Source organism: Pseudoalteromonas sp. OF7H-1 (assembly GCF_022347825.1).
GTDB classification, from domain to species: domain Bacteria; phylum Pseudomonadota; class Gammaproteobacteria; order Enterobacterales; family Alteromonadaceae; genus Pseudoalteromonas; species Pseudoalteromonas maricaloris.
In genome coordinates, this window is record NZ_JAKRFX010000023.1 from 60,758 (window position 1) to 81,275 (window position 20,518).

General features: G+C 43.5%; 16 protein-coding genes. 7 read left to right on the forward strand and 9 right to left on the reverse strand.

What is annotated here, in order from left to right:
- Nucleotides 1–66 precede the first annotated feature (66 nt).
- Nucleotides 67–372: a hypothetical protein gene (locus MHN30_RS21545; RefSeq protein ID WP_010379315.1), complete on the reverse strand. Its 306-nt coding sequence runs from the start codon at nucleotides 370–372 to the stop codon at nucleotides 67–69.
- Nucleotides 373–468: 96 nt separating this feature from the next.
- Here MHN30_RS21545 and MHN30_RS21550 point away from each other — a divergent pair, with 96 nt between their 5' ends.
- Nucleotides 469–1,374 carry a LysR family transcriptional regulator gene (locus tag MHN30_RS21550; protein ID WP_130165962.1) on the forward strand — a complete coding sequence of 302 codons (906 nt, stop codon included), beginning with the start codon at nucleotides 469–471 and terminating at the stop codon, nucleotides 1,372–1,374.
- Here MHN30_RS21550 and MHN30_RS21555 read toward each other — a convergent pair.
- Nucleotides 1,357–3,957, reverse strand: a complete 2,601-nt coding sequence (locus MHN30_RS21555) for a TonB-dependent receptor (protein WP_130165963.1) — start codon at nucleotides 3,955–3,957, stop codon at nucleotides 1,357–1,359. The two genes, MHN30_RS21550 and MHN30_RS21555, sit on opposite strands and share 18 nt — an antisense overlap.
- A gap of 99 nt (nucleotides 3,958–4,056) precedes the next feature.
- Here MHN30_RS21555 and MHN30_RS21560 point away from each other — a divergent pair, with 99 nt between their 5' ends.
- Complete coding sequence (locus MHN30_RS21560) at nucleotides 4,057–6,162, forward strand: winged helix-turn-helix domain-containing protein (protein WP_239361093.1); 2,106 nt, start codon at nucleotides 4,057–4,059, stop codon at nucleotides 6,160–6,162.
- A 37-nt stretch (nucleotides 6,163–6,199) separates the two neighbouring features.
- Here MHN30_RS21560 and MHN30_RS21565 read toward each other — a convergent pair whose 3' ends face one another.
- The 4 genes from MHN30_RS21565 to MHN30_RS21580 all read right to left on the reverse strand — a co-directional run bounded on the left by MHN30_RS21565 (nucleotide 6,200) and on the right by MHN30_RS21580 (nucleotide 13,214).
- Nucleotides 6,200–7,528 (reverse strand): energy transducer TonB, encoded by a 1,329-nt coding sequence (locus MHN30_RS21565; protein WP_239361095.1) that lies wholly within the window; start codon nucleotides 7,526–7,528, stop codon nucleotides 6,200–6,202.
- A gap of 258 nt (nucleotides 7,529–7,786) precedes the next feature.
- Nucleotides 7,787–10,363, reverse strand: coding sequence for a TonB-dependent receptor (locus tag MHN30_RS21570; protein ID WP_239361096.1), 2,577 nt, complete (start codon nucleotides 10,361–10,363; stop codon nucleotides 7,787–7,789).
- A gap of 272 nt (nucleotides 10,364–10,635) precedes the next feature.
- On the reverse strand, nucleotides 10,636–11,862 hold the full coding sequence (locus tag MHN30_RS21575) for a threonine/serine exporter family protein (RefSeq protein ID WP_082083451.1): 1,227 nt from the start codon (nucleotides 11,860–11,862) through the stop codon (nucleotides 10,636–10,638).
- Nucleotides 11,863–12,203: 341 nt separating this feature from the next.
- Nucleotides 12,204–13,214, reverse strand: a complete 1,011-nt coding sequence (locus MHN30_RS21580; RefSeq protein WP_045989296.1) for a LacI family DNA-binding transcriptional regulator — start codon at nucleotides 13,212–13,214, stop codon at nucleotides 12,204–12,206.
- Between the two features lie 137 nt (nucleotides 13,215–13,351).
- Between MHN30_RS21580 and MHN30_RS21585 the strand changes: the two genes are divergently transcribed.
- Complete coding sequence (locus MHN30_RS21585) at nucleotides 13,352–15,835, forward strand: prolyl oligopeptidase family serine peptidase (protein ID WP_239361098.1); 2,484 nt, start codon at nucleotides 13,352–13,354, stop codon at nucleotides 15,833–15,835.
- 71 nt (nucleotides 15,836–15,906) lie between these two features.
- Here MHN30_RS21585 and MHN30_RS21590 read toward each other — a convergent pair whose 3' ends face one another.
- From MHN30_RS21590 to MHN30_RS21600, 3 genes are all read right to left on the reverse strand, one after another.
- Nucleotides 15,907–16,755, reverse strand: coding sequence for a DMT family transporter (locus MHN30_RS21590; RefSeq protein WP_069021792.1), 849 nt, complete (start codon nucleotides 16,753–16,755; stop codon nucleotides 15,907–15,909).
- A 167-nt stretch (nucleotides 16,756–16,922) separates the two neighbouring features.
- Nucleotides 16,923–17,723, reverse strand: a complete 801-nt coding sequence (locus tag MHN30_RS21595) for a Rossmann-like fold-containing protein (RefSeq protein WP_239361100.1) — start codon at nucleotides 17,721–17,723, stop codon at nucleotides 16,923–16,925.
- 266 nt (nucleotides 17,724–17,989) lie between these two features.
- Nucleotides 17,990–18,343: a hypothetical protein gene (locus tag MHN30_RS21600; protein WP_130165971.1), complete on the reverse strand. Its 354-nt coding sequence runs from the start codon at nucleotides 18,341–18,343 to the stop codon at nucleotides 17,990–17,992.
- A gap of 281 nt (nucleotides 18,344–18,624) precedes the next feature.
- Here MHN30_RS21600 and MHN30_RS21605 point away from each other — a divergent pair, with 281 nt between their 5' ends.
- The 4 genes from MHN30_RS21605 to MHN30_RS21620 form a co-directional block, all read left to right on the forward strand.
- Nucleotides 18,625–18,876: a helix-turn-helix transcriptional regulator gene (locus MHN30_RS21605; RefSeq protein WP_045962041.1), complete on the forward strand. Its 252-nt coding sequence runs from the start codon at nucleotides 18,625–18,627 to the stop codon at nucleotides 18,874–18,876.
- 67 nt (nucleotides 18,877–18,943) lie between these two features.
- Nucleotides 18,944–19,231, forward strand: a complete 288-nt coding sequence (locus MHN30_RS21610; protein ID WP_039491200.1) for a hypothetical protein — start codon at nucleotides 18,944–18,946, stop codon at nucleotides 19,229–19,231.
- The gene (locus MHN30_RS21615) at nucleotides 19,228–19,803 is read left to right on the forward strand and encodes a hypothetical protein (RefSeq protein WP_130165972.1); all 576 of its coding nucleotides are present in this window, start codon (nucleotides 19,228–19,230) and stop codon (nucleotides 19,801–19,803) included. The genes MHN30_RS21610 and MHN30_RS21615 overlap by 4 nt, the downstream gene beginning before the upstream one ends.
- A 294-nt stretch (nucleotides 19,804–20,097) precedes the next feature.
- On the forward strand, nucleotides 20,098–20,518 hold a 421-nt coding region (locus tag MHN30_RS21620; protein ID WP_239361103.1), incomplete at its 3' end, for a contractile injection system protein, VgrG/Pvc8 family.

Below are 20,518 nucleotides of genomic sequence, written 5' to 3' on the forward strand. Positions count from 1 at the left end.
CCAGAATAAAAACCAATGTTTGCGATTAATTGTCGGTTAAGCCTGATAAAGTGAAGCAGCTATCTTTTATAGGCCAAAATTCAGCACGCCTGAATAATCAGCCTGAAACGGCATAAGGTGATTAAGTGCATACGAAATGTTGCCTTTGTCATCCATGATGTAGATAGAAGCACCACAGTGTTTGCAAAAACCATGCTCTTGAATAGTTTGAGCTTTCGAATGCGGCACCACAAATCGTTCGAGAGATTTACAGGGATTTTCGATAAGACCATGAGCCTGAATAAACTGCACACCAGCGCATATTTCGTTGGCTGTTGTCGTGGTGAAAATACGATAGTGGATCTGGCCGCAGTGGCACGACGTGGTGATCATGTTGATGTCCTTTATTTTCTTTTGAGTTAAGTTTACTTTTTATTTTTAGTTAATATATATTCATTTGGTGTAAAGACTTTTTCCCAAGAGGAAATAATGAGAAAGGAATACGATAAACTTCACTTACTTAAAATATTATGTTGTGTCGCTGAGCAGCACTCCTTCAGCCGAGCTGCAGAGCAGCTCGGTACCACGACATCCGCGGTGAGTAAATCGATAGCTCAGCTAGAGTCGTCTTATGGACAAGTACTTTTAAATCGAACAACCCGTAAACTCGCATTGTCTGATGCCGGTAAGTTGGTGTACGAAAAAGGGAAAAAGATCCTGCGCGCGCTACGCGATTTGGAAGAAGAAGTCGAACAGGTTGGAGTGCATCAATCTGGTCATCTAAAAATAACCTTTCCAAATACGATAGGGCGTATGCTACTGAGCCAAATTTGTATCGATTTTCAAAAGCGCTATCCGCAAATAAAGTTAGAGCTGATGTTTACCGCAGCAAATCAGGATTTAATCGAAGATGAGATTGATGTCGCGTTTAGGCTCTCAGCTGCGCTCAAAGACAGTCAATTTTATGTCTTGAAATTGATCAATATAAACTCGACTTTTGTTGCCACACCCAGCTATTTAGCGGCGCACGGGAAGCCCGAGCAATTGGACGAACTGAGTAGGCATAACATGTTGTTATCTAAACTAAACCATGTTGAAGATAGTTGGCATGACGGAACTAGAAGCTATGCTCTGCAAGGTAATTTGATAGCGAATAGTCGCTTTCACATTCGAGAGGCGGTGTTGGCAGGATTGGGGATTGCCATGTTACCGTCTTATTTCTGCCAACGGGATATTGATTCGGGCGCTTTGGTTGAGCTGTTTCCCGAGCAAAATAGGCCCGAAGTTACTTTGCATGCCATATACAAAGTGAAACGAGAGCATTCTGCAAAGCTAGATTTATTCTTAGGGTTTGTACAGGCGCAATTATCATGCAAATCAGAATTGGTATCTTAGCCCTGCGTAGTAGCGCCGACCATTCACATATATCCCTGTTGGTGCGTACTCATTGCGATCATAGGTATAGATTTGTTCATCGGTTAAATTAATAAACTCAAATTGCGCATCGAGGTTATCACTTAATTTCACCGTTAGGCTGCCATCTAATTGGCCGTAGTTATCCATCATGGTCTCGCCTACACCGGTGGCAAACTGGGTTCGATAATTATAGCTAAGCCGTGCGCTAAATTGGTGGTTCTCGTAGTAAGCGGTGAGGTTAGCGCTGTGTTTTGAGGTGCCTGGCACTTTGTCCTGTAAGCCAACGTCAGCGTTGTCACGTTCGCCATCAACGTAGGTGTAATTGGCGATTAACCCAAATCCGTACGCAAGTGTTTGCTGGTAGCTTAGTTCAACGCCACGGATACTGCCGCCAGCGCCATTACTGGGCCTATCGATAGACATCAAAATACCTTCATGACGCTCAAGCTTTCGCTCAAACTCAATAAAAGACTCCACATCTTTGTTAAATAAGGCGATTGAGGCGAGTCCTGCATCGTCAAAGTACCACTCAAGGCTGGCATCAAACTGCGCCGCTCTATATGGATCTAAGCTGGCGTTACCACCTTGTCCTTGAGCTTGGGTTACGTTGTAATTGGTTGAGGGCATAAGATGATGAAATTGTGCTCGTGACATGACGCGTGCAACGGAAAAACGGCCAACCAGACTTTCGCTTAAATCAAACTTGATATTGGCGCTGGGTAGAATATCGATGTAATCCCGAGATTCTTCATGCCAAACATAGCTGTCGGGCGCTTCGATGGGGGAAGCGACACGTTTAAATGCGGCAGAGTCTTGAAAGGTTTTGACCACCCGTACCCCAATGTTGGCTGCATAGGATTCACCAGCGAGTTGCATTTGACCGTAAGCGGCGGCGGTTTTTTCTGTAATATGAAAACGACTGGCTTTTTCTATCTCTTGTTCAAAATTGAGCGTATCGAAGTCTTTGGCGAGCAGTGTAATATCGGCATAACTGTAGTTTTTTAAGGTGTTTGCACTACCTACGCCGCGCAAATAATCATCCACAAAAGTGCCCGGATAGGCGGCCAGTGTAGTGCCAAGCTCGCCGGCTAAACCATCAAGCCCTCCATCTTTGGAGCGATAGCGCAAAAAGTCCCGTTGATGGTCCTTAAGTTTAATGCCAAATTTAATCGCGTCGACCTGTTTAAAGTCGATATCGTACGCAAAATCGGCTTGCGCGAAGTATGATTTATCTTTGCCATCTTGGCTGTCATTTCGAGCTTCGGTGATAAACCAACTCGCCGCATCTAACGGTGAAATCCCATAACTTGCGACGATGTTTTTTCGCATTGACGTATCGACATGAAAACGGGTGTTAGCAGAAAACTGTGACGTGACGTCTTCTTTGGTGCCACCAGAGCCGTGGCTTAGACCCACTTGAAACTGGCTTGACCAATAAATGCCATCATAGACCAAGTCTAGATGGGCACTTTTGGTGCTGATCTGCGAGTCTCGCCAAATGGCTTCCATGCTGGTATTGAACGGCGCTGCTGTGGGTAAATAGTGGGCGCTCACCAAAGTACCATCTTGTACTTGTAAATCGGTTACTCCGCCGCCTAGGTCAATAGACTTTGCACTTTGCCAGAGAAAGTTTTGATTGTTGTTGTCTGCATTTAGATGAGAATAAAGTAAGTGACTATTTAACCTAAGTCGTGGGGAAAGCTGAAACGCGGCATTGACTGTATAAGCCTGTAACTCTCTTTGCTGCTGAAAAATCGCGGAACCCCCACCTCCTGGAAACCATAACGTCTGGCTTTTATCTTGTGGAGTCTGCTGGGTGGCATACCAAGTATCATCATCACCTTGGTATAACGTTCTATCGTGCCACCCCCACGATTCTAGGCCGTCGCGTCTGAGGCTGCGATCTCGTCGTGTTGCGGTAAAAAGCACAGCATAGTCGCCACTTTCGCTATGGTAGTTATAAATTGCAGATAATTGTGGATCGAGTTTATCGCTCAAGTCACTGTATTGGAACTGGGCCGTTACAACGCCATAGCCTGAAGGCGTAAGCAGAGGGTCGCGGGTTTTTATATTGATTGCACCACCTAACGACCCTTCATCCTGCATAGCTTGTGGTGTTTTGAACACCTCAAGGCTAGAGACGACTTCACTGGGTAATAAGGTAAAATTAAAGCCTCGGCTTGGCTGACTTGAGATCCACCAATCAGCGGAGGCGAGATATTGACCATTCAAATAGGTTCTATTTTGCTCGGGGGTTGTGCCTCGCACGCCGATCCGCTCACCTTCACCTTGTGCTCGAGAGAGTGAGATACCGGTGATCCGTTGCAGCGCCTCTGCGACGTTTTTATCTGGAAACTTACCTATGTCTTCAGCACTGATCGTATCTGAAACTTGTTGATTGTGGCGTTTATTACTGAGAGACTTGACAACGCTGTCATGGAAGGCACGGATTTCGATGCGTTCTATGGTATTTTCAGCTGTCTGATTTTGCTCAACGGCATAACTTGCAGCTGTGATAAAGAATGCGCTACAAGAAACTGTTCGGATGAGAAATTCTGACATTGTGCTCAACTTATAATACGAGTAAGTTACCTTTAGTTGATACTCATAATACGCTTTTATTACGAGCCTAACCATAGTTTTACAAATTTTTAGTAGTTGATGGTTGAAAACTTAGATAAACGTTTTTTAATCAATGAGATACTTGTCGACCTGAGTAATTTATCTGTGTGTGTTGACGGTTCTTGGAGAAGCATCGAAGCGAAGCATGCGGCATTATTGCGTCTATTGATTGCTAATAAGGGACAGGTTGTTACCAGAGACGCTATCTTAGATATCGTATGGCCCGGTACTATCGTCAGTGATAACTCTGTTAGCCAGCTGGTGGTACAGCTACGTAAGCTGCTTGGTGACAGTTCTAACGAGCCAAAAATAATTAAAACGGTACCACGCCTAGGTTATCAATGCATTGCACAAATTGAAAAAGCCCCGACGCTACTTGAGCAAGTAGAGGAGCTGTCTCGTGGGCGTGGCGCACAATTTGCGCTGCTCGGGTTTTTTATGGGTCTGGTGGTGACTTTGCTTGGCGTTTTTATGGCTAAGCAGTGGCAAAATGAATTGCAACAGCTGCCCGTCACTGCAACTCGGATCACATCCTCGCCGGGTGCAGAAGTCTTTGTGCGCTTTTCTCCAAATGGTAACTATTTAGCTTACAGCTATTTAGCTGAGGGAGCCGATCAATTTGATTTGGCGGTCTATGATCTTGAGACCAAAACAACCCATACGATAAAAAGCAGCGGTTATAGTGAAGAGTCGGCAAGTTGGTCTTTAGATGGTAACTGGCTGATTTATTCGCGCTCGGATCCGGTTTCCTGTGAAGTACGGGCGTTACACGTGAAAGCTCCAATAGAAATGTGGCGACTAGCGCGCGATAGCGTGCTTGGCAGTTGTAATAGCGCACAAGACTCAGCGCCTTGGCTTGAATATCGAGCGGGTCATTTTATCACTAAGTCTTGGGATAAAGGTGGGACCTATTTGCAATCTGTAGCGGTCACTTTTGCGGATAATCATCCTAAAGTGCTCAACACTACGGCGTTGCCTATTCGCGATGTAACACATTATCAAGTTAACCAACAAGCGCTGTTGTATCAGGTAAAAGAGCAGGGCGTTTATCGGCTTAATCTGGGGCAACTTGGGGACCCTGAAAGGCAAACTACCACACTCTCCAAGCAGTCTTTTTCGGCATTGAGTCATGGTTATCAGGACGATACGGTTATTATCGCTAAACAAAACTTGAGTGTACTGAAAGGTCGTGAGCAGCAGTTGTTATACTCCGGATTTGGTGCGATATCTGAGATTGATGTTAATGCGCATTTGCGTGCTTCGGCGCACACTGAGGGCGTGGCTGAAATTAATTTTTATCAGCTCGCTCTAGATGCACAAAGCGAAGCACAGCAAAAGCAGTTGACGTCGCCCGCAAGGATGGACTTACTTGCTGCTTTGTCTGATGATGGCGCACATTTTGTATATGCCTCGGTGACAGCCAAAAATAATGATGCGCCACAATTTGAGCTGTGGCATAAACATGCTTTTCGACCAACATCGAGTTTGCTTGGTACTATGCCGCTGGGAGAAGTGCCTATTTTGCTCTTGCTGTCGCCTAATAACGAATATCTCGCCGTATTATCAAAGTCGCATAAAGTGTATTTAATAAGCTCTTTTACTAAAGAAGTGAAAAAAGTAGTTGATAACTTTGCCGAAGTTGCTGACTTGCATTGGTCACAGGATGGTAGAAACCTGTATTATCGAGCGAAGCTCTCTACGGAGGCCAAATGGCAGGCATGGCAATTTACCGTATCTCAAGGGCGCAGTGAGCAACAACCTCTGGTGACTCGTTCGTCTGATTTATCCCTGACTCAGAAGAACTCAAGCTTTGTGGGGTACAAAGAACAAGTTAGGGAATACCTAGTTGCTGCGCTGACTGAAACAATTGATGTAGAGCAGTTACGTGGGTCTTTATCTCTTTACCAGCCAGCAGTATACCGAGACGGGGTTTATTTTGTACTGAAAAGAGGTCACCAACTGGTGCTTTATCGCTATTTAAGTAGTGAAAACAAAGTCGAAGAAATTCAACCAATTGGGTTACACCTTTATGCGGGGTTTACCGAGTTACAGGTACTAGCAAGCTTTGATGGCAGTCAGGTCATATTCAATCGGATCAACAATTATGAAAGTGACATAGTATTACTGGAGTACGGTGACCGATGAAGATATCAATGTTTCGAAGCTCAGCGTAGATAAAAAGTTAGTTAGCTAGTTTTTGCTGGAATAAGCGTATTGCTTTACTACTCCAATTGCGCTGTGATGCCGACTTCAATGCTTGTGATGCAAGCTTCTTGGCCTCTACCTGATTATCTGTAAGCTTGGCAGACAGTAGCAGCAGTTCAGGGTGTTCGGGATCGATGGTAAGACCATGACGCAACCAAGTCTTGGCCTGAGTTTTGTCGTTGAGACGAGTTAAATAGGTGTTTACTAATAAAAGTGTGGAGCGCAAATGGCCGTTATTCGAGGCCTCGGTTAGTACTTGTAGTGCACGTGGAGCATCCTGCTGTTCTGTGTTTGTAAGCAGTGTTCGTGCTAAGCGATATTTTGCGATATCCATGGTCTGTGCTGCGTGTTCTAGCCAAAGTACACTAAGTCGATGCTCTCCCACATTGATAAGCTGAGTTGCTAAGCGATATTGTGCCAAGTCCAAGCCATTTTTCGCTGCGGCTAAATATAGTTCATTTACCGGCTCTTCAGAGCGCCAGTGGTAGCGCAGTAGCTGATACGCATTGTAATCTTTCATACTCAACCAGTTAGCAATATAGTATTGTACCTGCGCCACACCACGCTCTGCCGCATCGATATTCTGCTTAAGCTGTTTTTCGTAGGCCTTCTTTTGAATGGCTAAGGTTTCGCGATATTGCTCGCCTTTATATGTCGCAAAATGGTAAATCAAGGTGTGTGCTTGTTTTGGACCACTATAGCGCCACTTTTCTACCGCATTTAGCAAGCTAGCGGTGAATATGTGCTTGGGGTAGCTATCTACGACCTCAATATTGGTTGCCTTACCGCTTTGGTCGATATCAAACTCTAACCAAACCCAGCCCTCAATCCCTTGTCGTACGGCCTCATCGGGGTAGTCAGGTAATACATCGTGAGTTTTACTCGGCGTAGAAACGATATTGGGTTGCTCGAGCTGGGCAAGTGTTGAATCAAGTAAGTAGGTGTCTGCCAAACGATTTCTTTGAAGTGTTACGAAATCTTTTAGGCCACTTTGGTCATCGGATTGCTGCAAAACGAGTTGCGCAGTTTGAAAGGCTTCAGCAATACCGAACTCTTTAGCCAATGAAAACCAAGCAAAGGCATTTGCGGCACTTTGTTCGGTTCCTTGGCCGTACAAATACATCACCCCAAGATTATACATGGCGTCTGCATTACCTAATTGAGCTAGGCGATTGAATTCAGAAAATGCATGCGTGAATTCTTCATTCTGATAGGCGAGGGTAGCATCGTAAAGATCGGCTTTTGTCAGCCAACTTATGCTCAGCAAAAATGAAAAAATAAGCCCAGAAATGAGATTGTTGCGCATTTTATTGATTACTCATCCTCGGACTGCTCTTTGGGGTTGTTGTGGTCATTTTGAAAAGGCTATATAACCATAATATAAGGGAAATTTAAATAATAAAAGCTGATAGCAAACGCTATCAGCTTTTTGGAACTCCGGGCAGGGAGTTTACTAAGTCGAACCTGTGTTAGCTTGGAAGCGACTTAATTCGAGTCATGAAACTATTCCTTTACGACTAATAAGACCAGATTTAGTGGTAAAAGTTTCATTCGCTATTCGGTGTTAGAAGTTAAATCTAACCCCCGCGCTAAAGCGCCTTCCATCGGCATAGACACCCGTTAGTGCCTGCTCAACTCCCTTTTCCTGATAGCTAAATGTATGTTCATCCGTCAAGTTGATGGCCTCAAGAATAAATGCCACATTCTCGTTGTAGTTATAGGTAAGGTTGGCATCTACTTGACCATAATCGTCAATGTATCCTGGCCAGTCTCGACCTGTATCATACCCTGTTCTGAAGTTGTATGAGATACGGGCACTAATGAATTCGTTTTCATAATAAGAACTCAAGTTAACGGTATGCTCAGAGTTGCCTGGGATAGTGATGTCGTTACCTTCATCGTCTTTGGCTTCACCATCTACATAGGTATAGTTAGCTGCAACGCCAAAACCCTCGTATAATTCTTGTTGATAACCCACTTCTAGACCTTGAATACGTCCCGCTTTACCATTTACAGGACGACTGATCAGAACCTCTTTACCTTCATGTATTTCGAGTGCCGGTTGGCTCTCGATAAACGACTGAATATCTTTGTAGAAAAATACCGCAGAAAAAAGACCTGCGTCGCTAAAGTACCACTCGATACCGGTATCAAACTGCGTCGCTCGATATGGGTCTATGTCAGGATTACCGCCAGTGCCGGTTTGTGTTTCTAGGTTGTATGAGGTTGATGCTGTCATATCGGCGTAATCTGGACGAGACATAACTCGTGCCGCAGAAAAACGCATTAATAAATCGTCATCTAAGTCAATTGCCAAGTTAATGCTTGGAAGAATGTCGAAGTAGTCCTTTTCTTCCGTTGTCCATACCTCAGCACCTGACTCACCAGCAAACGCGGATGAGGTTTGTTTGGTATTTACAAGTCTTACACCTAAATTACCGCGTAGACCATCTGCGTCCAGATTCGCTTTAATATAGCCTGCGGTAATTTTTTCATTGATATCGAAAGTACTGGCTTTCAATACTCGGTAATTCCAACCCAGCGCATCACCTTCTTGGCGTATTTTGTCTGAATCGGTGATTGCATAGCTGCGCGTTGTGCCCGATGAGCCTACGCCTGAAAGGTAATCAGAAGGCATGGCTTTAGAGTAATCAGCCAGACTCCAGTTTAAGTCGGTACGATTATCCGTTGTGTGTTTGGTATTAAAACGACTGTGATCACGATATTTAAAGCCTACCTTGATCTGGTTAAAGATAGCGACGTCAATTGGGCGTTTAAAATCGGCTTGAAAGTAAGTTTCATCATCTTTCGCATCATTGCTGTCATAGCGTAAAAAACCTAAATTCCATTTATCACCATCGTTTGGAGCGGCGGCATAACTGGTTTTTACGTCTTCCTCTTGTGACGCATCAAAGCTGTGAACATAGTTGCCTTCCCAACCAACGGATCGATCCGCTTGTGAGCCACCTGAACCTTCTGTGTAACCTAAGTGATACGAAGATTCCCAAAGTTGCCCTTGATGTTCAACTTTTAAGTCGTACGATTTGGTTTTGAGCTCAGAGTTACGTACTTTGGTCTCATCCAGAATGTTATTACCATCTGGCGATAAGCCAAGTGTGCCGCCGACGGCCATCTTGCCAACTACGGGATGGTCGATAACGGTAATGTCAGTGTATTGTGAGCCGCCGTAACCGGGTAACCAAAGGAAGTTTTGGTTTTCATTATCGGCTTCAAGCGTAGAGTCTAACGCATTGAATACAATGTCCATATTTTCATTTGGACGATATTGCAAGGCGAGATTTATACCTGTGCGTACGCGCTGCTGTGAGAACATGGCTGAGCCGCCACCACCCGGGCTGTAGACATTGTCGACGACGGTACCATCTTCAAGTGTGATATCACGATAGGTCCAAGACCATGCTTCAATACCATCGCGGCGCAAGTTACGTTCCTGGCGCACGACAGAAATTAAGGCGCCAAAAGATTCATCATCGGTCTTAAAGTTGTACATCGCGGAAAGTTGTGGGTCGGTTTCACCTGACACTTCGCTGTGCTGTGCGATAATTGAACCTGCAATTTTATTTGCTTCTAAATCAAGCGGCTTACGTGTTCTAACAATCACGGTTCCACCAATAGATCCTTCGTCAATATCGGCTTCTGGTGATTTGTAAACTTCAAGCCCAGAAATGATTTCAGAGGGTAACATGGTATAGTTAAAACCACGGCTCGCCGCTGAGTTGGTCCACCAATCCGCTGAGCCAACAGCTTGACCATTTAATAAGGTCCGGTTTTGGCTTTCACCTGTGCCTCGAATGCTAACGCGTTCACCTTCACCAAAACTACGCGTGATTGAAACACCGGTAATTCGTTGTAGTGATTCGGCAACGTTTTGATCTGGAAATTTGCCAATGTCCTCGGCGGTTACTGCATCAACAATGGCGTCAGAGTATCTTTTTGTATTGAGTGATTGCACAACGCTGCCACGGATCCCTCTGACTTGAATAACTTCAACTTCACCATTTTTAGCTGCTTCTTGATTGTTGTTTTCTTCAGCGAGTGCTAGACCCGGTGCAAAAAGTACCGAGCCGAGCAAAGATTGGCTGATTAATACAGCCAGTTTTTTCTTATTATTGCGAAACATAAATTCCCCTTGAGTGCTTACTTGTGATTGACCACGAGACAGATTAAACACCAGCGGGGTTTGTTAAATCTTGAATTGAAATGAATAGTTATGAATTTGGAGGTTTTTAACTTTTGTTTTTCTTATTTTATTGAAATATATGGATATAAAATAATATTTTCTCGGTAGTTTGCGGTTTAAGTTAAGTTTACTGGAGTGATTTCACTTTGTTTTTTGTTAACATTCACAACTACAAAGAACTGGAAAGTCGCCTTTCCAGTTCTTTTCGAATGTTATAGACTCTTTTTAGGTGGCAGCACAACGTTTGAGAAGATAAGGCCAGCGATAAGAGACATAAATATTAAAAAGGTTTGTTGGCCGATATGATCTGCGTGAACAAAGCTTTGGCCTTCGATCAATGAATTAAGTCCAATATAGGTTTTAGAACCAGGGACCAACACAATCAAACCTTGCATTGCGACAATGGACGCAGGGGCATTTACCACACGGTTAAAGATATTACTAAAAACTCCCACTGCAAATGCACCCACAAAAGTACCAAGCGCATAATCAAAGTAAACAGCAGAACTGATACTGGCTGCGTAGGCGATAAAGCCAGATGCGAGTGACCAACTTGCATGGCGTAACTTTGTTCTAAAGATAATCACTAGGCTGCTACAAAGCAATAGCACTGCAAGCCAAGCCGTCCAACGTGGTAATGGTGATGGTTGTATAAAATCAACTTGGCCAAAAAACGCAAACCCTAAACTGATCCCCAAAAATGCACCGAAGTAGAGCTTAAAGAGCAACATAATAGAGTCCATGACTCTTGCGGTACCTGATACTAAGTGACGAGCCGATAATTCAGCAAACCCAAGCGCCAGCGCCAAGCCAGGTATAAACACGATAATGGCCGAAAGCACCACCAAACGGATGTTGATCTGTGGGTCAATGTACACAGACACGGCACAAGCAGCAACCGCTGATACGATGGCGACCAAAGGCTCAAGCATATGTGTTACACGTTTGGAAATACTCGCCCAAAGCACGAATAAGTAAACCACAAGCGATAATAGCGCCGACCACCATACGTCATTCCAGCTAGTCCCCATCAGCATTGCAAACGCACCGCCTGAAGTTGCAAATGCAAGACCCGTCATTAACTTATTATATGGAGGCTTAGCGTGCAAAATGGCTTCAAGGCATTGTTCGGCTTCTTGGATTGAAAGCTCACCAGATAACACGCGTGTTGCAACGTCATCCGTATCTGCCAATGAACCTAAATCATGGTCGCCAGGGTCAACACGTGCCACATGGGTATATTCTTCTTCATGACCTTCGGTCCAAATCACAAAAGTGACGGACGTCGGAGACATGACAAAGGAAGACTTTAACCCTAAGTGTGTGGCTACTTCCATTAAGTGTGCTTCGAGTCGATAGGCAGGGGTACCGTATTTGTGAAGCATTTTGCCTAACTTCACAATAAAGCGGCGTTTCTCTGTAAAGGTTGCGTTATTCAACGAAAGAGAACCTTAAATATGTAATACCAATTCTACTGAATGCAGTGAATTGGCGAAAATGTTAAAAAAGTATGGTGTTTGAAATTAAAAAAATCAAACTGAGCTCATCATGGGTACGCGCTGCTAGTAAGATACATATCATTGCTTTTACTAGATTTTAGTTATGTTTTTGCACACGAATTTGATATTCGCAACAGACTATTTGCATAGGTAAATTTGGCGGCCAAGATTGCTGCGAATTCTATCCAGATTCTCAGTAATGTCTATAGTTTTGGCCGCAAATATTTGCATTTTTTATAAACAGGTCTCGGCGCTACATTTTTATTGCTAAATGCTAAGAGTTACGATGATTCTCTGATCTGCAATGAAACATCCACCAAGGTTCTAACGGCAGGTTGCGATTTGTTTAAAATTTCGGACAGTGTATGGCATGTCCGCTTACCGATGTCGTCGGCATCAATTCTGACGCTCGTTAATGCGGGTTTCATCAGCTGGGAGTCTTGCAAGTCATCAAAACCGACAACTTTGATGTCTTCACCAGGTACCAGTCCGTGTTCGCGCATGGCTTCAATTGCACCGTATGCAATAACGTCACTAAAGCAAACGATAGCTTTTATCTCTTTATGGTCAGCGATGAGGGTATTAAACGCTTCTCGGCCCCCTTGGCGGTTGGTTGGAGCTGCGATCGCAGGTTGCGCTTCATTTAAACCATTGAGCTTTAGAGCGCTTTGGAAACCAGACAGTCGTTCATGGTAATCTGAAATTTCGGGAGTACCACCCAAAAAAGCAATGTTTTTTATGCCTTGCTCAATGAGGTGAGTCGTTGCTAGGTGAGTCCCTTTTTTATTGTCAGGTAGAATACAAGGGGCTTTTGCAAAGGCCACTTCACGCATAATGGTAATAACTGGAAATCCAGAGTCAGCCAATTGGTCAAGCCACTCTCGTGGAGTACTTGGTGCGGGCACCATAACAAAGGCACAAACATTGTATTCTTTAAGAGTATTAACGACTTGGCGCTGGCGATTGAAGTCTTCGCCTGTATTGACCAGCATAGGTACCATACCTAATGCATAAATATGCTTTTCTAATCCGACAGCAAGCTGAGCAGAGTACGGGTTAGTTAAGTCGTTGATAACAACCGCAACAAGATTAGACTTTTTACTACGTAGCGCTGCGGCGTCGCGATTATAAACATAGCCCAGCTTTTCGATGGCTTTTAATACTTTTTCTTTGCTTTTATCGCTGACTTTATCGCTATGCGTTAGGACAAGGGATACTGTTGATTTAGAAACTTGTGCCTCTTCGGCAACATCGAAAATGGTAACCTTAGCGAGTTTTTTATCGTTGTTCATGCTAATTCGTATCAATTATGGCTGGTTAAGTGACTAAGTGTACATCAAGTTTTCATCGCATTAAATCGCAAATCTCTGCACATTTCCCGATAATCGTTATATGATCATCCGTTAAACGCCGAAGATAGGTAAATACAGTGAAATTATTAAAACAAATCACATTTATCATATTAATGACTACCGTATCATATACGGTATGTGCACAAGAGCAAGGCTACATGACACCTTCACCAGAGCTGGCAAAGCTTGTTGATGCACCATTGATCCCAACCTCTAAATTGAGTGCGAACGGCAATTGGTTAGCCTTGTTGCAGCGCAATAGGGTGCTCACGCTCGAAGAGCTTGGGCAGCCAGAGCAAGCGCTTGCGGGGATAAAGTTCAACCCGCAAACCTATATGAGAACCTCCAGTCGCCAATATAGCTCTATTGAGTTTAAACATGTCGCAACCGGTGCCTTAATTAAGGTGACAGGTCTACCTAAAGGCAAGATCAAGTCGCCAAGCTGGAGTGCAGATAGCCGCTATCTCGCGTTTATTCTTGAACAAGAAAATAGTGCTACGCTTTGGGCTTACGATATTGAGCAGCGCAACCTTAAACAGCTCACTCAATCAACTTTAAATGGCGTGGTGACTTCAACGCCATATCAGTGGTTGCCAGACAGTACTGCGATTATCGCAAATATTGCTATTAATCATGGCAAACAGCCAAGCGCAAAAGATAAATCTAGTCTAACACCAATCGTACAAACTACATCAGGCAAAAAAGCATCCACTCGTACTTATCAGAATTTGTTGTCTAGTCCCTATGATATTCAGCTATTTAAGTTCTATTCTGAGGGGCAGTTAATTAAGCTAAATCTTAATGCCAGTGCGCAGCAAATTGGTAACCCAACCTATCTTAAACATTTCTCTGTTTCGCCAGACTCTACCAATCTAGTGGTCGGTATGATGGCCGATCCTTTCTCATTCCAAGTGCCTTACAGCCGTTTTCCTGCGGTATGGCAGGTGTGGGGAATGCGCGGCTATCCTTTATTTGAAGTGGCAAGACAACCACTAGCCGACGCACTGCCAGCGGGCTTTGATAGCGTAAGAGAAGGCCCTCGCAAGATCCAATGGCGTGACGACCATGGCGCGACGCTAATATGGGCCGAAGCGCAAGATGGTGGGGATATGAGTGTGGAGGTTGACTATCATGACCACCTTTACACGATTAGTTCGCCATTCAAAAAGGAACCTGAACTTTTCGCAAAAGTAGAGCGTCGTTTTTCGAGTGTTGAGTGGGCTGATAACAATGTTGCGATTTTGAATGAATGGCGCTTTGCCGATCGCAGTGTCCGCTCTTCTGTATTTTCTCCGCGCAATCCAGAGCAAAATCGCGTGGTGTTTTCAGAGCGCAGTTATAATGATGCATACAAAGATCCTGGCAATTTTGTATATGAAAATAGTGATTTAGGTTCAAGAGTGTTGAAGCTAGTTGGAGGCCGGTATTTGTTTCTAACGGGCAACGGTGCATCAGCGAAAGGCAACATTCCGTTTTTAGATCGTTTTGACGTAAAAACCAATACTTCAACTCGTATTTGGCAGTCGAGCGAACCTTATTACGAAAGAGTGCGTGCAATGTTAGATGATGAAGGTATGCGCTTTATTACTGTGCGTGAATCACGCCAAGAGCAACCTAACTTTTTTGTCCGTGACTTACAGTTTGATACTTTGGAGCAGCTAACTAAGTTTGCGCACCCTTATCCTGCATTTAAAGGCGTTGTAAAAGAGCAAATCAAGTACAAACGTGATGATGGCGTTGAGTTATCTGGTAATCTTTATCTTCCTACAGATTATGACCCATCAAAAGGTCGTATACCTGTGTTGATGTGGGCTTATCCGCTTGAGTTTAAAGATAAAGCCGTTGCCTCGCAGGTGCGTGAATCGCCATATCAATTCCCATATATTGGCTATTGGGGACCTATGCCGTATTTAGCAAAAGGTATTGCTGTTTTTGATGATCCGACGATGCCGATTGTGGGGGCTGGTGATACGCAACCTAATGATACATTTAGGCAGCAATTGGTTGCGAGTGCGAAAGCAGCTGTTGATACCTTAGTGGAAAAAGGTATAGCAGATCCTAAGCGCATTGCGATTGCAGGGCATTCTTATGGGGCGTTTATGGTGGCTAACTTACTTGCCCATAGTGATTTATTTGCCACTGGCATTGCGCGAAGCGGGGCTTATAATCGCACCTTGACGCCATTTGGTTTTCAGGGGGAGCCGCGTAATTTCTGGGAAGCGCAAAACGTCTATGCCTCTATGTCTCCTTTCTTTCACGCGGAAAAAATCAACGAACCTATGTTGATGATCCATGGAGAGGAAGATCCAAACTCAGGAACTTTCCCTATGCAATCTAAACGTATGTTTGCTGCAATGAATGGCTTGGGTGGTAATGCTAGGCTGGTGATGTTGCCAGAAGAAGGCCATGGCTATAAAGCACGAGAAAGTATTTTACATGTACTTTGGGAGCAAGAGCAGTGGCTTGAACAGTATCTGTTCCCTGAGAAGGAAGAAGCAATCCCTGAAGACACGTCAACAGATGAAATGATCTCGGTCGCAACGGAAGCGACAGTTAACTAACAATAATCGATACAATAGAGGGAGTAGTAGATCTTCTCCCTCTATTTACCATAATACGAAGCTTAAGCCACCTACTCTTTACTTGATACTGAACTGCCGACGGAAGCGGTAATTACCATAAAAATGGCAAGCCATTGCCAAACAGTCAGTAACTCTCCAAGAATTAAAAAGCCAGCCAACGCCGCAACCGCAGGTTCAACACTCATTAAAATACTAAACCCTTGTGCAGGCATTTTTCGAAGCGCTACCATTTCTAGGCTATAAGGCAGGGCGCTTGATAATAAACCAATCGCGATACCTAATGGGATCAGTGACCAATCAAGGAGGGCTGCACCTTGTGAAACGATACCAAACGGCACGATAGCAAGGGCCGCAACCGTCATGCCGATTGCCACAGTCACCCCGCCGGAGCTTTCATTGCCTGAGCGCTTACCGTAGAGAATATATCCAGCCCAACAAGCGCCAGCAACCAAGGCTAAAGCAACACCAACTGGGTCTAAACCATTGACATCGCCAAGATCTGGTAACAATAGCAAGATCCCCAAAATAGCAAATGCAACCCACAAATAATCACGTTTCCGTTTAGATGAAAACAGTGCTACGGCGAGCGGCCCAGTAAACTCTAATGCCACACCAATGCCAATAGGGATACGTTCAATGGCATAGTAAAAGGTGATATTCATGCCGCCCAAGCACAGGCCATAAACGATGAGTGGTCGCCAGTTTGTTGGTAAATGACGCCAAGGTTTGAACACCAAGCATAAAATAAGAGCTGAAAATCCAAGGCGATATGCTGTGGTACCCTCTGGCCCCACAAACGGAAATAACTGCTTGGCAATAGAGGCACCGGATTGAATGGTGACCATAGCGCAAAGTAGGCATAAAATCGCAATGACAAAGTCGCGGCTAAGTAGTGGCATTGAGACCCCAATCAGATAAATAACAAGCTTAAAAATGGCAATATAAGGCTAGTCTAATCGTGTCTAAATAATGGCTCAATTACTTTTGTATATTTTATGCCTTTCTTGGTTTCTGAAATGGTTATTTGTTGATTTGTTTACTTTTAATTTTCAATGTTTTCTTTTTATTATCGTTCCAATTTTTCTTGTGTACTCAGGTAGTTAAACCAAGCTCTTTCATGTCTTTGCATATTTTTATGCTTTTTCGAGTTCAAGTGTGCGAGCTTATCGCTGTCATTGATAAAAGGGCCAGCCCTACAAATAGCACAGTAATCATCACCCAAGTAGTCAGGCACTTTGAGTTTTTCTTTTATGGCGTGAGCTGGGTTAACAGACCAGTAATAGCTAATACCACTGGTGTCTTTTACGTGCTTATCACGGTCGACATTGCGAATTTGATACTCTGGGAATTGTGAAATCTCAAATCGAGATTGGCCGAGGTAATATTGCTCAAGCCCGGTGATCAGGCTGCCTTCTAGATCCCACTCAATATAGGGCTTTACGTCCTTTGACGTAATGATCCCGAGCTGAGCGCCATTTGGGTCGAGTGCATAAGCCGCTGCGTTTATTAAGAATTCTCGCAGTAATTTCCGATTGAGGCTGTTAACGCTCAAGGTCTGGTTTTGGAAGCTTTCAAACGAATCAAATGCAGGAATGAGAGGAAATTGAAAAATAACTGCATCAAAGGCATGCGGCGGCACTTTTTGCCAACAATACGCCTCAGTGACATCAAATTGAGTCACTACAGTAACTCCTAAATCATGCAGCTTATCAAAAGCATTATCTTGATATTTATGCTTAAGTTCACTTTCACTGTCGTAAACACTGGCAGTAAGATGGGCTGGAGCAAAATGTTTTGCTAATGAATATGAGAAGCTTAAATCGCCGTCACCAACGGTAAGAATACGCCAGTTTTTATCGAGTATCATGTAACAATCTAAATCAGTAAAAGGAGGAGTTTATCAAATCCGGCTATTATCTTGTAGCAATTGGCTCTTTTATTAATTTAAAGCCAACTAGACAGAATACACCAGCCAAAAACCAAATCCCTCCAGCCACAATTGCAAAACTGGTGGTTTTTTCAGGGAAAACAAAAATATAACGTTGAAATAGTAAAGATGGCAGGGCGAAGCATAAGTAATGGTTTGATCCACTTGAGGGCCGAAAGTGCGTAGGCGGTCAAACGTACGCAAAGTCACTCTAAATATTTCCCCCAGTCTTGTACCTGCCATAACATTTTGTGCGGTTTGGATCGTTGGTTTATCTGTCCGTTTTGCTTGTCAGCTATAAGTTTTCGCTGTGTACCTTTTTGCTCACGTTGGCGATACGCTAACGCACATAATGGGCACTTAGTATCTTGATGCAGTCCAGAGAGACTAAAAAAAGAACACTTTCCAGATAAAATATAGATGAGTAATCGGAAGGATGTAATTTCGATTGCGTCTTGAGTCTCAACGCGTAGCTTCATGGTGCTTAAATCAGTTGAACTCTCGGGCTCACCAATTTGCGTCATGCTTGTTTCAAACGTTTCAGTCTTACGTTTTCTCATGTTGCTGTCCTTTTTAATATGCTGAAAATGCCAAAAAGGAACGTGATGTGCGTAACGCATTGCTTTTTCAGTGTGCGTTACTTCAAGTACAGCGCCTTACTGTTCCTTCTAGTGTCAGATCTTACAAAGGTATGAGTCCAAAAGCTTAGACTGTTTCATATTTTCACACTTGACCGTTTCATTTGTTTAACACAAAATACACAAACAAGGCTCAGGCAGGACTATAGCGTTGTCATTGTTAGTAAAAGAATATTAATGGAGTACCCTAAGGGAAAAGATAAATGACAATTAAAGCAAGCAGTTTAGTACAGCAACTGAGGTTTGCCGCAGGATACTCTGTAATTCAGTTTGCAAAGAAGATGGGCGTTTCAAAACAAACCATCTACAACTGGGAGAGCGGCCTGACAACACCGGATTTAAACCAAGTAATTAGAATGTACATTGTTTGTGGATTGAACCCCAAGTCTTTACTACCAAAGCGAAAAAAAAGCAGTAATGATGAACTTGGTGATACCGATACCAACCTCGATTAAATAGCGCAATTTGCAATCAAGATTGTTACACTATGCATACAAATGTTATTAACATAAGGAATACAAAGTGTATAAAAAAGAACCTAATTACATCTCAAAACAATTACTTCCTGACGAACACTTAGGCAGTATTATCGGTTCTAGTGGTGTGATCGGTGATGGTGCTCAAATTAACCCTAGGCAAGGAAGAGACAATATAGCGACCTCTGTAGTACAAATCATTTCTCACAAGTACTTGCGACTAATTACAGGCTCTGGCGGTGTAGCTGGTGGTGGAGGCGGTCAAGTTGATCCTCAACAAGTGGAAGGTGCGATACAAACGCCTTACTTTAAATCTAGCAACGAGAAATCATGAGTACGCTATATCAAGTCATAATGGAAAATAACCACCTAATCAATATTTCGATTTGGGTGGTTTTGATAATTTCAGTCTTTCTAAGTAAAGACAGCCCTAATGTTCAATGGTTAGCAGTCAATATTTTATTTGCACGCACATTAGACATTGCACTGTATGAACCAGCTTTAAAGTTGGGCGGATGGTTTTACTTTATAATGGCGACGCAAAATTTGCTTTTGATGGCGCTCATCATAAAACGCAAACAGATTGCAAACTATATAGCGCAGTTCAATTTAAGCTTTATCAGTCGCTTTGCACAAAAAAGCGCAAAAGACTTTTCCCTAACACCAAATGAGCTCACTTACATACTCATTTTAGCAAGTGCTGCTCTCATTCAAGCTGCGTCTCTTATCGAGCGAGGGTTCAGAAAGCTAACTGACTTTAACCCAATGTTTATCTATAACGCGTACCCAAGTTTGATGCACATACTCACTATTCTTTCCGTGCTGGTTGTATTTTCACTAGTCATTGATGCTTATCGTGGCTTCTATACTCGTCGTGACTCTACAAGTCGCAGCAGCTCAATGTGAGAGCATGGCTCGGAGTGAATTAGCTTTGTACTATCACATAACTTGCAGAGGTTACTTTTATTAAAATTGGAGAATTCTCATGATATTGTTACCCAATGATATAGCTAAAAAAATAACAGGAGTAGCAGGCGGTGGAGTAACCCGTCCTGACCTACCTGAGAGAAAAGAGTAAAGTTTGGGTGTAGATTGATTTATATACATGATAAAGTATTAGAAGTAGCCCATTACGTGTTCTAAGGAAATAGTACTGCGTATTGGTGGAACGGCTTTAACCAACAACAGTGGACATAAAAAATGCAAACAAGGATTGTGGTGTATGGTACTAACCATCCTGTACAAGTCGTCGATTTTGAACTCACGACCTGTATCAATAGCGGCTTTTTACTCAAAGCGAACCTAGAATCCCAATTTGACCTGGCTGATGAGTTACTTGTCGGCAATATGCTCACGTTTGAAATTGAGTCACCAGATGCAATATCAACGTATTTCACTGGTACTTTGTTTGATATCCAATCTGGTTTTGTGTCTGAGCACACCTGTGGTGCAGAGGTAGTCTTAAAGCCTCGCCTTGAGTTACTTAAGCAAACTGAAAAAAGCCAAATCTTTGTACAAGCCAATGTCCAGTCTGTCCTTAATAAGTTGATACAAAAAGCCGGCTATTCACAAGACCGGATAAAATGGCGAGTCACTAAAGATTTACCCACGCTACCGCAGT